At 40.6% G+C, this 12,375-nt stretch carries 14 protein-coding genes and 2 riboswitches; of the genes, 5 read left to right on the top strand and 9 right to left on the bottom strand.

The window, feature by feature from the left end:
- Positions 1–7: 7 nt before the first annotated feature.
- The 4 genes from cysG to L3D27_RS03540 form a co-directional block, all read right to left on the bottom strand.
- Positions 8–1,363 (bottom strand): siroheme synthase CysG, encoded by a 1,356-nt coding sequence (cysG, locus tag L3D27_RS03555; protein ID WP_432481865.1) that lies wholly within the window; start codon positions 1,361–1,363, stop codon positions 8–10.
- A gap of 230 nt (positions 1,364–1,593) precedes the next feature.
- A complete protein-coding gene (locus L3D27_RS03550; RefSeq protein WP_432481562.1) occupies positions 1,594–2,106 on the bottom strand; it encodes a DUF934 domain-containing protein in 513 nt (170 codons plus the stop codon).
- 21 nt (positions 2,107–2,127) lie between these two features.
- The gene (locus L3D27_RS03545; RefSeq protein ID WP_432481561.1) at positions 2,128–3,804 is read right to left on the bottom strand and encodes a nitrite/sulfite reductase; all 1,677 of its coding nucleotides are present in this window, start codon (positions 3,802–3,804) and stop codon (positions 2,128–2,130) included.
- Between the two features lie 367 nt (positions 3,805–4,171).
- Positions 4,172–5,734 carry an aminotransferase class I/II-fold pyridoxal phosphate-dependent enzyme gene (locus tag L3D27_RS03540; RefSeq protein ID WP_373627532.1) on the bottom strand — a complete coding sequence of 521 codons (1,563 nt, stop codon included), beginning with the start codon at positions 5,732–5,734 and terminating at the stop codon, positions 4,172–4,174.
- A gap of 293 nt (positions 5,735–6,027) precedes the next feature.
- On the opposite strand from L3D27_RS03540, the gene msrB reads away from it, so the two are divergent.
- The 5 genes from msrB to L3D27_RS03515 all read left to right on the top strand — a co-directional run bounded on the left by msrB (position 6,028) and on the right by L3D27_RS03515 (position 9,422).
- Complete coding sequence (gene msrB / locus L3D27_RS03535; protein WP_432481560.1) at positions 6,028–6,447, top strand: peptide-methionine (R)-S-oxide reductase MsrB; 420 nt, start codon at positions 6,028–6,030, stop codon at positions 6,445–6,447.
- Between the two features lie 54 nt (positions 6,448–6,501).
- Positions 6,502–6,600: a transposase family protein gene (locus tag L3D27_RS03530; protein ID WP_373627531.1), complete on the top strand. Its 99-nt coding sequence runs from the start codon at positions 6,502–6,504 to the stop codon at positions 6,598–6,600.
- 436 nt (positions 6,601–7,036) lie between these two features.
- On the top strand, positions 7,037–7,879 hold the full coding sequence (locus L3D27_RS03525; RefSeq protein WP_373627530.1) for an amino acid ABC transporter substrate-binding protein: 843 nt from the start codon (positions 7,037–7,039) through the stop codon (positions 7,877–7,879).
- A gap of 74 nt (positions 7,880–7,953) precedes the next feature.
- Positions 7,954–8,667: an amino acid ABC transporter permease gene (locus L3D27_RS03520; RefSeq protein WP_432481559.1), complete on the top strand. Its 714-nt coding sequence runs from the start codon at positions 7,954–7,956 to the stop codon at positions 8,665–8,667.
- A gap of 11 nt (positions 8,668–8,678) precedes the next feature.
- Complete coding sequence (locus L3D27_RS03515) at positions 8,679–9,422, top strand: amino acid ABC transporter ATP-binding protein (RefSeq protein WP_432481558.1); 744 nt, start codon at positions 8,679–8,681, stop codon at positions 9,420–9,422.
- Between the two features lie 270 nt (positions 9,423–9,692).
- Here L3D27_RS03515 and rplI read toward each other — a convergent pair whose 3' ends face one another.
- The 5 genes from rplI to L3D27_RS03490 form a co-directional block, all read right to left on the bottom strand.
- Complete coding sequence (rplI, locus tag L3D27_RS03510; protein WP_277809231.1) at positions 9,693–10,169, bottom strand: 50S ribosomal protein L9; 477 nt, start codon at positions 10,167–10,169, stop codon at positions 9,693–9,695.
- 16 nt (positions 10,170–10,185) lie between these two features.
- The gene (gene rpsR, locus L3D27_RS03505; RefSeq protein WP_076556033.1) at positions 10,186–10,413 is read right to left on the bottom strand and encodes a 30S ribosomal protein S18; all 228 of its coding nucleotides are present in this window, start codon (positions 10,411–10,413) and stop codon (positions 10,186–10,188) included.
- A gap of 17 nt (positions 10,414–10,430) precedes the next feature.
- Positions 10,431–10,829 carry a 30S ribosomal protein S6 gene (gene rpsF, locus L3D27_RS03500; protein WP_284674257.1) on the bottom strand — a complete coding sequence of 133 codons (399 nt, stop codon included), beginning with the start codon at positions 10,827–10,829 and terminating at the stop codon, positions 10,431–10,433.
- A gap of 144 nt (positions 10,830–10,973) precedes the next feature.
- Positions 10,974–11,453, bottom strand: a complete 480-nt coding sequence (locus L3D27_RS03495; RefSeq protein ID WP_432481557.1) for a hypothetical protein — start codon at positions 11,451–11,453, stop codon at positions 10,974–10,976.
- 147 nt (positions 11,454–11,600) lie between these two features.
- Complete coding sequence (locus L3D27_RS03490) at positions 11,601–11,921, bottom strand: YcgL domain-containing protein (RefSeq protein WP_432481556.1); 321 nt, start codon at positions 11,919–11,921, stop codon at positions 11,601–11,603.
- Positions 11,922–12,025: 104 nt separating this feature from the next.
- Positions 12,026–12,154: riboswitch (glycine riboswitch) on the top strand.
- Positions 12,155–12,170: 16 nt separating this feature from the next.
- Positions 12,171–12,300, top strand: a riboswitch (glycine riboswitch).
- Positions 12,301–12,375 lie beyond the last annotated feature (75 nt).

The following is a 12,375-nucleotide window of genomic DNA, read 5'->3' as shown; positions in this document are numbered from 1 at the left end:
GAGCGTCTTATTTAGGCTGATACAGCTCCACCACACGCCCTACGATGATAATGGCAGGTGCAGCCATCTTGGCTTGTGCATTTTTTTGAATAATATCATCAAGCGTGCCAATAAGCACCTGCTGAGTGGGCAAACTGGCATTTGAGATGATTGCTATTGACATATCAGAAGATACGCCTGATGCTCTTAACCCACCTACCACCTTCTCAAGTGCATGAAGCCCCATATAAAATACTAGCGTTTCATCATCTTGATACAAGCTCTTTAAGCCACCAAAATGTTCATTGGTTTGATAACATCCTGTCAAAAAGCGTACCGCAGTCGCCACGCCACGATGCGTCAAAGGAATGCCAGCATAACTACTAGCAGCCAATGCTGCCGTAATCCCACTCACCACTTGATAAGGGATGCCCGCTGTCTGGCAAGCCTGAACCTCCTCGCCCCCACGACCAAAAACAAAGGGGTCGCCACCTTTTAGGCGTAACACTCGCTTACCTTTTTTGGCATAACATACAAGCAGCTCATTAATTTCATCTTGTGCTTTAGCATGGTTTTGGCGTTTTTTACCAACAAAAATCTTGTCGCTATCTCTTCGGCATAAATCCAAAATTTCATCAGACACCAGTGCATCGTACAGCACCACATCTGCTTGTTGCATTAGGCGGAGTGCTTTAAAGGTCAATAAATCTGGATCTCCAGCCCCTGCACCCACGATATATACCTCACCTGATTTTTGTTGATGATTCATAAAATCATCAAGTTCATCAGACAACACCCCCACCTGCTTATCCGACAAAGCACGGTCAAACACTCCTTCCCAAAAATACCGACGCTCAGTAATGGTAGGTAGTTTTTCTTTGACGATTTGGCGAAACTCGCCTGCTAGCTTAGCCAATTTACCAATGTTTGATGGCAACTGACTTTCAATCTTAGCTCGAATCAGCCGTGCCAACACAGGAGCTTTGCCATTGCTAGAGACACCAACGACAATTGGGCTTCTATCCACAATGGCAGGAAAAATAAAATCACATAAAGCTGGGCAGTCCACCACATTGATGGCAATACCCAGACTTTTGGCATCATGATATACCGTATGGTTAAGCCTGTCATCGTCAGTGGCACAGATGATAACAGCAGGTCTTGGCAAGGTGTGCAAATCTGCACTTTCATAGCTTTTGTGAATGATGGTATGCTGATGCATCTTTAAAAAAGCCAAGAACGATTCATCAAAATGCTTTGCCAACACAACCAAACTTGCCCCCGCCTTATGCAACAAGTCCGCCTTACGCTTGGCAACATCGCCACCACCAATAATCAGCACACTTTGATGGGTTAAATTAAAAAATAAAGGCAAAGTATTCATCATGCACTCATCACATTGTCATTTCACACAAAAACTTGGTAAGCAAGCATTTGGCAAAACTTGATGGTTAAAAATCCCAACAAAAGAGATGGTCTTGTGTTCGGTCAGCTGTATCTATAAAGTAAAAATAAACCAAGCCGATCAGGTCATCAAGCACAATAACCATGATTATTAGGCTTGGATTTGTCAGTCAGTTTTATCTGCTGCCAATCCAATACTGGCAACAATACTTAGCGAAACATCGGCAAAGCACCAGCAGATATGCCGTCATGTGCAGTTTTTAGGTCATTTAGGGTATTTTTTAGGGTGCTGATACGCTCTGATGCCACCGCAAAGGCATTAGCACCCGACTTATAAAAATACGCCGCCTGATCAAGACCAAATTCGCCTGCAATGACGATTTCTGCCTGTTCGCTTAACTGTCTTAATTGACGCACCAGACTAAATACACGCCCATCTTTAAAATCAGAGACATACACAACAAATAAATTCACCAGTGCCTCTTCTAGCACTTCTTTCACCTCATCAATGGCATTGTCCGCTGTCAATAGCAGTCCACGAGTCTCATGAAAATCGTTTGGCGTGCTTAGTAGCGTACTATCACCATAAGCTCTCTTCTTGATGATACCAATATCAAAACCGGCATAAGCAGGGGCTTCATCAGCAGATGAAATTAAAAAAAATTCGCCCACACTTTCATGAATATTTGCTTTACTGTCTAGACTAATGATTTGCATGCTCATAACACTCTCCTTATCCATCAATTATGAGTAAACCGCCGCTTTAAATGGTGCAACACCGACACGCTCAACCACCTGAGCAAAGCTCTCAACATACTCACCTGTAACCACCCTTTCCTTTTGATAAACTTTAGCAATAGTATCAATGGTATCTGCCACCTCGTCAGCCGCCACAGCACGACCTAGAATCTGACCCAAACGAGCATTTTCGCTAGAACTACCACCCAAACTGATTTGATACCAGTGTTCGCCCTTTTTATCCACACCCAAGATACCAATATCTCCCACATGATGATGAGCGCAGGCATTCATACAACCTGACATATTCAAACGAATATCGCCCAAATCGTATAAGTAATCTAAGTCTTGGAATTTTTCTTCAATGCTAGCAGCAATATTATGAGTGGTAGCATTTGCCAACGCACAATAGTCAAAACCAGGACATACTGTCATGTCTGTTAGCGTACCGATATTAGCACGAGCCAAATTAAGTGCTGATAGTTTTTGCCATAAAGCATATAAATCAGTCATCTTAACATCACCCAGTACCAAGTTTTGATGATGAGTTGCACGAATTTCACCCAAACTGTATTTATCCGCCAAGTCCGCTAAAGCAAACATTTGACCATCTGTCATATCACCCGATGGGATATATTTGCCATTGACAATACCCGCTTTTAATGAAATAACCACCGCACGATAGCCTGCGACCTTATGGGCAACGGTATTATGCTCATACCATCTGCTAAACTCATCATTAGCTAAGTATGTTTGCAGTTGATCTTGAGCCAAAAGAGAATCAATGTGTTCATAATTAGGCGTGGTAAAATAACTTTCTGCCTTCGCAAAATGTGCATCGGTCAGGGTCAAATCACCATCTTTTAGGTGTTGCCATTCTTCCATAACTTTTTGGGCAAACACCTCTTTACCCAAACTCTCTACCAAGATTTTAATACGAGCTTTGTATTTATTATCACGACGACCCTCTAGATTATACACCCTTAAAATCGCATCAAGATAACTTAACAGATGCTCTCGTGGCAAAAATTCATTAATCATCTTGCCGATAATAGGGGTGCGACCCAGACCACCGCCTACGATGACCTCAAAACCTATTTGACCATCTTTTTTGACCACATGCAGACCAATATCGTGTACTTGAGTGGCGGCACGGTCCGCTTTAGTGCCAATCACTGCAATCTTAAATTTGCGTGGCAAATAAGCAAACTCTGGATGAAAAGTACTCCACTGACGAATGATTTCACAGTAAGGACGGGGGTCCACCACTTCCTCGCTATGAATACCTGCATAAGGGTCGGTAGTGGTATTACGAATACAGTTCCCTGATGTCTGAATCGCGTGCATCTGATGACTTGCCAGTTTTGCCAAAATATCTGGCACTTCCTCCAGCTTCACCCAATTTAATTGCAAGTTGGTGCGAGTGGTAAAATGTGCATAGCCCTTATCGTAATCACGAGCAATCTCAGCCAAAACACGCAACTGATGACTTGCCATCAAGCCATAAGGAATGGCGATACGCAACATTGGTGCATGACGCTGAATATACAGTCCATTTTGCAGACGAAGTGGTAAAAACTGTTCCTCTGGCAACTCACCTGCCAAAAAACGCTGGGTTTGATCACGAAACTGCTCAACTCGCTCATCAACGATTTTTTGGTCAGTATAAGAATATTGATACATGGACTTCTTTCCTTTGGCGGTAGGCTTTGAAAGTTGTTGATAGAGTGCTTGGCGTAAACCACAACAATTTATCGCTTAAACACTTAATTTATACAGGCTTGCCATATTAAGTATTTTAGGGCAAAAATTAAAATGCAAAAATGGCATATGGATAGGGGTTTTTAGCATAATTAGCATTGACCAATCACAGTCTTAAGTTACATTAGTGCACTTAACAACTTCTTGATTTGACCAATTTATCCATCAAAAAAATCAACAAAAGCCTAAAACTACAGGCCTTTGTTGATTTTTGTTATTCATTACACCCCATACCATCGCAGTAGCCATGTATGAGATTTTATACACATAAGAGTTGGCGGTTAAGACATCATTCTGTACCAAACTCTTTACGCTTGTTGGCAAAAAATCTATCAAGCCTATCCATCGCATCTTCTAAGTCAATCAGATTTGGCAAAAAAACCACACGAAAATGATCTGGCTTATCCCAATTAAAGCCTGTGCCTTGTACCATCAGTACTTTTTCTTGAATTAACAAGTCCATCATGAACTTCATGTCATTATCAATCGGATATACCTTGCGGTCAATCTTAGCAAAGCAGTAAAACGCCCCTTGTGGCATGGTGCAACTGATGCCTTTGATGGCATTTAGTCTATCAACCGCCAACTGCCTTTGCTTATATAATCTGCCAGATGGTGCAGTTAAAGCCTGCATAGACTGATAGCCACCCATTGCTGTCTGTATGGCATACTGTGCAGGCACATTGGCACACAGTCGCATACTAGCAAGCATGGTCAAGCCTTCAATAAAGTCGTCAGCATGGTCTTTTTTACCTGAAATCATCACCCAACCTGAGCGATAACCTGCGATACGATGTGATTTTGACAAACCATTAAAAGTCAGCACCAACGCCTTATCCGTTATGGTACACATCGGTGTATGCACCGCATCATCATATAAAATACGGTCATAAATCTCATCTGCCATCAACACCAATCCGTATTTAACCGCCAAATCTGCAATTGCTTGCAAAATCTCATCAGAATACAACGCCCCTGTTGGGTTATTAGGATTGATTACCACAATGCCTTTGGTTTTTGGGGTGATTTTATTTTCAATATCTGCCAAATCAGGTTGCCAGTTATTCTCTTCAACACAACGATAATGCACCGCCTTGCCACCTGCCAAATTTGCTGCCGCCGTCCACAACGGATAATCTGGCATCGGAATCAGCACTTCATCACCATCATCTAAGAGTGCCTGCATGACCATCACAATAAGCTCACTCACTCCATTACCGATGAATACATCATTGACATCAGTAGCAGATAACAGCCCCTTACCTTGATAGTACTGCAAAATCGCCTTGCGTGCCGCAAAAATCCCCTTAGAATCTGAATAACCAGACGCATTGTGAAGATTCATCGCCACATCTTGTACAATCTCGTCAGGTGGCAACAAACCAAAAGGCTCAGGATTGCCAATGTTTAGTTTAATGATGCGATGCCCTTCCGCCTCCATGCGGTTGGCTGTTTGTAGTAGCTCGCCACGAATGTCGTAGCACACATTGGCAAGTTTAGCAGATTTTTTTAAAGGCGTGTTTGCTGTATTCATGGTCATCACCTGTGATGAAAAGTGTTGATGATGGATTTGATCGTCGTCAGATTGGGCGTCTTCATCCATCTGCGTGCGACCTGTCAATAAAAAGCTTTCTGTGGTATTTAAGATACTGGCTAAAGAAGCAAGTTTGCTACTGGCAATACCGTTTTTGCCACACTCCCAATTAGCAATTGCCCCACGACTAACCGGCGTACCGCTCTCGCTTAGTCTGTGGGCGAGCTGTTGGGCAGATAAACCCATCTGCTTACGAAGTCGCTTTAATCTTTCGCCTTGCATTTTTTGATGATTTTCAATAAGATTTGGGTTTGTCATGAGATGCCAACTTGCATTTTTAAAAAACTCTAAATAATAATCAAATATCCAACCTATTTAAAGTCATTTTGATGATTTTTGCAAGTATTTTCTTTCTTTTTGACTTAAAATTTACTTAAAATTTCACATAAATCAATAAGATTTTTAAAAATTGCAAGATTTACTTGCACATTGTCTTTTTTATTAAAAATATAACGCCCAAACCCATTCAATACTTGTATTTTGTGCCATCATGCCCATCTATATCTGAAAAATACAATCTAGCAAGCCCGTATGATTTATAAGGAGTGATTATGACGGAACAACTAACCCAAGATGACATTCGTCAAATGAGCGAATCAGACTGGCAAGAACGCCTAAGTCCGCAAGCGTACTATGTTTTAAGACAAAAAGGTACTGAGCGTGCATTCACAGGCATTTATACTGATTTAGAAGATAAAGGCGTTTATCATTGTCAAGGCTGTCATGCCAAGCTATTTAGCAGTGAGCATAAATTTCATTCAGGTTGCGGCTGGCCAAGTTTTGACAGAAGCATTAGTAGTAATGCCTTAGATGAAACACTTGATTTGTCGCATGGCATGAGACGCATTGAGATTAACTGTCATCATTGTGGTGGTCATTTAGGGCATGTATTCCCAGACGGTCCTCAGGACACAACAGGTCTAAGATATTGCATCAATTCAGCAGCCTTAAGCTTTGAAAAAGCTGAATAACGCCATGTATTACACGACATCTACCCAAGCACCGCTGGTTTTTTTACCTTGATAATGATAACCTTAAAATACTACAAAGAATACCACAGTCAATTTCACATAGCCCAAGACTTTGGTATTACCAAAAGTACTGTTTGTAAAGCAATTAAATAAAAAGCAAACCATCAATTACCATTCAAGCGAGCAACTGATTGAGTATATCCTTGAAAAACACAAGCGTTTTAAAATCTTATCATGTCATTATTGTAATCACAGAAAAAGATTTATATTAAGAGTAAATCTTTTTCTGCTATTTATAATTTTAAGTTGGGGGTAGTCTGGAAAAAGGCCTAATAATTACCTCGGATTAAATCCCCACTCTTACAGGTATTTGTAGTTCGGATTTGTTATTTGGATTTTTTCATATTGCCATAAGCATATTGGATATATCAAATTCTTTATCGCCTTGATTTTTATTGCAGAGCCTAACCTTCGCCTCTTTAATAAAGAACATTCATGCATTTAAGGATTTTGTATATTCCAAAAAATCATATCTAAACCTAAAAAATTACTATATAATAAATAAGATAATTTAAAACGGAATATCAACATGACTTTATTAAAAACCCTACCCTTTTTGATGGTTGCAACCATGCTTGCTGCCTGCGGTAATCAAAGTCAGCCACAGACAAAAGAAGCAACCAACCAAACTACTGATACCACCACTCTAGCAGATGAAACCGATCTGTACAAGCGTATAGCAAACGGTGGCGTTTTGGTGGTAGGTACAGAAGGCACCTACCCTCCTTTTACCTATCATGACGAAACAGGAAAGCTGACAGGCTATGATGTGGAAGTGGTGCGAGCCATCGCTGACAAACTTGGCATGAAGGTAGAATTTAAAGAAACCCAATGGGACGGAATGCTATCAGGACTGGACGCAGGTCGTTTTGATGTCGTTGCCAATCAAGTAAGCCTTACCACTCCAGAACGCCAAGCCAAATATAACAAATCCGAGCCATACAGTTGGTCAAATGCCGTATTGGTTGCACCAAAAAACATTCATTTTGGCTCATGGGAAGAAATTAAAGGCAAAAAATCCGCCCAATCTTTAACCAGCAATTATAGCGAGATGGCACAAAAATACGGTGCTCAAATTGTCGCCGTAGACGGACTTGCTCAGGCAGTAGAGCTGGTCAAAACAGGTCGTGCTGATATGACCATCAACGACCATCTGGCGGTGCTTGATTACTTAAAAACCAAATCTGATAGCGATCTTGAAATCAAACTGTCTGCCGATGACAGCGAAAAACGAGGGGCAGGTGTAATTTTCCGTAAGGATGAGACCGCTTCGGTTGAAAAATTCAACGAGGCAACCAAAGCCTTACAGGCAGATGGCACTCTAACCAAACTTTCCAATGAGTTTTTTGGGGCGGACATTAGCCAAAAATAAAGCAAGTGCCTTTTTTCAAAACCACCGTTTTGGTGGTTTTGGTCTTTTATTCTATTTCTTTATGTATATATGCCATGCAATCTTTATTAAGCCAACTGCCTTTTATGACAGACACTCGTGCCGAGATTGTCATTGACGCCTTTTTACCCATGCTAAAAGGTGCATTTATCTATTCTATCCCACTTGCCATAATTTCCTTTACTCTTGGACTTATTATTGCCCTAGCGGTTGCAATAATTCGCATTGTGCCACGCACTAATGCATGGCATAACGCACTTTATTTTATTGCAAGAACTTATGTCTCTGCCATTCGTGGCACGCCCATGCTTGTGCAGTTGTTTATTATTTTTTATGGTCTGCCTGCCATCGGCATAAAACTTGATCCGTTCCCAACAGCGATTATCGCATTTTCGCTCAATGTTGGTGCGTATGCGTCCGAGACAGTGCGAGCAGCTATTTTATCAATCCCTAAAGGTCAATGGGAAGCAGGCACGACAGTTGGTCTCACCTATGCACAGACTTTTCGTTACATCATTTTACCCCAAGCCTTTCGTGTATCCATACCGCCACTCTCTAATACCTTTATTAGTTTAGTTAAAGAGACATCATTGGCATCTTTGGTATTGGTAACCGAACTATTCAAAGAAGCCCAAAATGTCGCTGCACGCACTTATGAGTTTATGCTTGTATATATTGAAGCGGCAATTATTTATTGGGTAATTTGCTTTATTTTAAGTTTATTACAATCACGCCTTGAAGTGCATTTTGACAAACATATTGCTAAATAATTGATTTTATTATGATTACTATAAAAAATATCCAAAAAACCTTTGGAGAAAATCATATCCTAAAAGGCATTGACCTAACCATTGATAAAGGTCAAGTAGTGGTTATCTTAGGACCATCAGGCTCTGGCAAAACCACATTTTTACGCTGTTTAAATGGGCTTGAAATGCCTGATGGCGGCACAATGCACTTTGATGATGACTCACTTACTATCAATTTTGCAAAACCCATCAAAAAAGACATTCGCCTAAAACTGCAACGCAAATCCGGCATGGTTTTTCAATCCTACAATTTATTTCCCCATAAAACCGCTTTAGAAAACTTAACACTTGCCCCCATAATTGCCCAAAATCGCCCCAAGGCACAGGTCATTGATGAAGCTAAGCAGCTACTAACTCAGGTGGGTTTGGCTGATAAGATGGATTTATACCCTTATCAATTATCAGGTGGGCAACAACAGCGAGTGGGCATTGCACGAGCTTTAGCAATTAAGCCTGAATTACTGCTGTTTGATGAGCCAACATCAGCACTTGACCCAGAGCTTGTGCAAGATGTGCTTGCCACCATGAAACAGCTTGCCAATGACGGCTGGACCATGGTTGTGGTAACGCATGAAATCAATTTTGCTCGTGATGTGGCGGATAAAGTTGTTTTAATGGATGACGGCATTGTGGTAGAAGAAGGCACACCAGAACAGCTTTTTTATCATTCAACACACCCAAGAGTTCGTCAATTCTTACAAAAAATACACCACTGACCTAGGCACACCATCAATAAAAAACCGCAGATTAAAATTAATTGCGGTTTTTTAAGTCCCTAAATACCAAGCCCAATCACAACAGTCCTCAATGAGTATTTATACTTAACCGACCTTTAGGTATTTACAATATCTCGCCATACAGACCATCACAAATCCACTACCAAAAACTTACTTTCAACAAAATATCATCAGCTTACTCAGTGTGGTTTAAACATTAAAAAAGAGCCCATAAAAGGCTCTTTTTTAGATAATTATTTAGAAAAATAATTATTCATCATCTTCATCAGCAACTGGTGCATCTTCAGATAAAATGGTTACCAAGATTTCAGCAGAAATATCGTGGTGAAGCTGGATAGTAACTTTGTACTCACCTACTTGACGGAATGGACCTTCAGGTAGTTTTACTTCAACACGGTCAACTTCTAGACCTGATTTGGTTAGTGCATCTGCGATATCACGAGTACCAATAGAACCAAATAGCTTGCCTTCATCACCAGATTTAGCACGCATGATGACATTAACATCGGCAAGTGCATCAGCACGCTTTTGAGCTTCCTGTAGCTCTTTGGCTTCTTGTGCCTCTAGCTCAGCACGACGAGCTTCAAACTTAGCAATGTTTGCTTCGTTTGCAGGCAAAGCCTTGCCTTGTGGAATTAGATAGTTACGACCGTAACCAGCTTTTACATCAACAGTCTCGCCAAGTTTACCAAGATTAACGACACGCTGTAATAGAATAACTTGCATGATTTCTCTCCGTTAATTACTTGTGGTTGTCGGTGTATGGCAATAGAGCCAAATAGCGAGCTTGTTTAATAGCAACAGCCAATTGGCGTTGATATTTATTAGAAGTACCAGTGATACGGCTAGGGACGATTTTGCCATTTTCGCTGATGTATTGCTTTAGAAGTTCTACATCTTTGTAATCAATGTGGCTAATGCCTTCAGCGGTAAAACGGCAGAATTTGCGACGACGATAGAAACGTGCCATGAGTTATCTCCTTAAAATTATTCGCTGTCAGCTTCGCTCTCAACTTCTTGAGTGCGAACATCGTTACGGCGGTTGGCTTTGCGGGTGCGTTTATCTTCAGCTTCTTTTGCCAAAGGAGATTGCTCAGTAATCGCACTTTCACGACGGATAACCAGGCTACGAATGATTGCATCATTGTATCTGAATAGCTCTTCTAGCTGAGCTAGGGTTGCTTCGTTACATTCGATGTTCAAAAGTACATAGTGTGCTTTGTGAATTTTGTTGATTGGGTATGCCAATTGACGGCGACCCCAGTCTTCTAAACGGTGGTTAGCACCGCCATTTTCTTCTACAATAGAACGGTATTTAGTTACCATATCGGCAACTTGGTTGCTTTGGTCTGGGTGTACCAGTAGCACCACTTCATAATGTCTCATAAGGACTCCCTACGGATTAAAACAGCCACCATCTGATGATGGTAGCAAGGAGATGTGAAATTAGGTAAAATCACAAGCGGTATATTATACACAGATTTTTTTAGAATTCAAGCCAACAATCACTATTATAACAAAAATAAAAAGTTAAAGATGATGCTCTTGCAACTGGCGTTTTTGCTCTTGGATATGGGCAAATTCCTCTGCTTTGGCGGTATTGCCCTCAATCACACTACGCAACATCTGCCAAATCGATCCAATAACCAAAAATGCCGCAAATGTCGCCAAAATCGGCAGGCAATCACCAACAATACCAGCAAAATCTTTCATGAGCAAAGAGTGGAATAATCTGATGACAGCAGGTGCAATCGCCCCAGAATCTCCAGTGGCGGCACTTGGTGCAAATAATACCGCCGCTACAAATACCCAACTAACCCCACGCACTGAAATCGGTAAAATACGCACAACCACAAGCCAAAGTAGCAGCACCAATATAGAAGCACCGATATAGACCATCAATGGCAACTGCTGATCGGGAATATCCGAGACCAGATTCGACCACCAAACTATCAAGCCTGCCAACCTCTCACTGATGGCATCTAAGGGTAGATTTTTAATCCATTCCATAATGTATCTAATTTTACTAAGATTGATGTATTTTAGCACACATCTAGCAATGCTACTAAAATTTATTGGGTTAATTCGCTAAGAATGATAAAACACCAAACGACCAATAGTCTTGTCAATCATTATAAGGTTTGTCGGTAGTCTGATTTAATCATATTGCTTATCTTGCAATGCCTTAGCTTTAGCCATGGCTTGTGCCGCCAAAATGTCCGCAGGTGGCGGTTGGACATAATAGCCCTGTTCGGCAAGTTTTGCTTTAACCTCACAAATATCCACCCTTGCCAACTTATCACGAGCATTTAAATCTAAATGCATGACAAACGAACCAAGTCCTAATTTTTGGCGAATTTCAGATGGTAAAATACCTAGCCAATCTCTTAGCTCATCGGTGTCATTGGGATAATCTGGTCGGGCGATATAAACATACCAATCTTCATTTTTTGCAAATTTATACACATCACAATGCATATCATCTCCTCTTATCAACTTAAAATTTCTCAATAATTGGCATTTATTTTGTAAAATTTAAAAATTTCTCTTGTAAATTGTAGCATTATTTTTCATAATAAGGGCGTAATTTTTCAGGAGAGATTGGTTTTAACTGTTATTTGATCAAGCCATATTTTTGATCAATTTAAAACCAACACCGAAGGCGTAAACCACTCCCATAATCGCTCAGGTAAATGGACTGAAAAATTTAGATAAATCACAGCTTTATCAAAAAAATCTGGAGAATGGTACATAGGAATTAGTACCTACCGAAGGGAAGAAAATCTTTAAATCTCAATGAATCAATATCATTGGTTTGATGATTGAAAATCTCAGGTAACAGGACAGATGGGGTGCTTAAAATAGTTAAAATATTAGCTTCACGATGGGTAAATCAATGCTCTTGCTATGGTGTAATCTAAATTTAACGCAA

Source organism: Moraxella sp. ZY200743 (assembly GCF_050885545.1).
GTDB classification, from domain to species: Bacteria; Pseudomonadota; Gammaproteobacteria; order Pseudomonadales; family Moraxellaceae; genus Moraxella; species Moraxella haemolytica.
Note: the sequence above shows the minus strand (reverse complement) of the source record. Positions and strands in the feature narration are given on the sequence as shown.

Excerpts from the sequence above, each read along its gene's own strand:
- L3D27_RS03495 (WP_432481557.1), bottom strand. The coding sequence starts at position 11,453 with ATGGAATGGATTAAAAATCTACCCTTAGATGCCATCAGTGAGAGGTTG.
- L3D27_RS03545 (WP_432481561.1), bottom strand. The coding sequence starts at position 3,804 with ATGTATCAATATTCTTATACTGACCAAAAAATCGTTGATGAGCGAGTT.
- L3D27_RS03530 (WP_373627531.1), top strand. The coding sequence starts at position 6,502 with ATGATAACCTTAAAATACTACAAAGAATACCACAGTCAATTTCACATA.
- L3D27_RS03550 (WP_432481562.1), bottom strand. The coding sequence starts at position 2,106 with ATGAGCATGCAAATCATTAGTCTAGACAGTAAAGCAAATATTCATGAA.
- L3D27_RS03515 (WP_432481558.1), top strand. The coding sequence starts at position 8,679 with ATGATTACTATAAAAAATATCCAAAAAACCTTTGGAGAAAATCATATC.
- msrB (WP_432481560.1), top strand. The coding sequence starts at position 6,028 with ATGACGGAACAACTAACCCAAGATGACATTCGTCAAATGAGCGAATCA.
- L3D27_RS03540 (WP_373627532.1), bottom strand. The coding sequence starts at position 5,734 with ATGACAAACCCAAATCTTATTGAAAATCATCAAAAAATGCAAGGCGAA.
- rpsR (WP_076556033.1), bottom strand. The coding sequence starts at position 10,413 with ATGGCACGTTTCTATCGTCGTCGCAAATTCTGCCGTTTTACCGCTGAA.
- L3D27_RS03490 (WP_432481556.1), bottom strand. The coding sequence starts at position 11,921 with ATGCATTGTGATGTGTATAAATTTGCAAAAAATGAAGATTGGTATGTT.
- L3D27_RS03520 (WP_432481559.1), top strand. The coding sequence starts at position 7,954 with ATGCAATCTTTATTAAGCCAACTGCCTTTTATGACAGACACTCGTGCC.
- rplI (WP_277809231.1), bottom strand. The coding sequence starts at position 10,169 with ATGCAAGTTATTCTATTACAGCGTGTCGTTAATCTTGGTAAACTTGGC.
- cysG (WP_432481865.1), bottom strand. The coding sequence starts at position 1,363 with ATGAATACTTTGCCTTTATTTTTTAATTTAACCCATCAAAGTGTGCTG.
- rpsF (WP_284674257.1), bottom strand. The coding sequence starts at position 10,829 with ATGAGACATTATGAAGTGGTGCTACTGGTACACCCAGACCAAAGCAAC.
- L3D27_RS03525 (WP_373627530.1), top strand. The coding sequence starts at position 7,037 with ATGACTTTATTAAAAACCCTACCCTTTTTGATGGTTGCAACCATGCTT.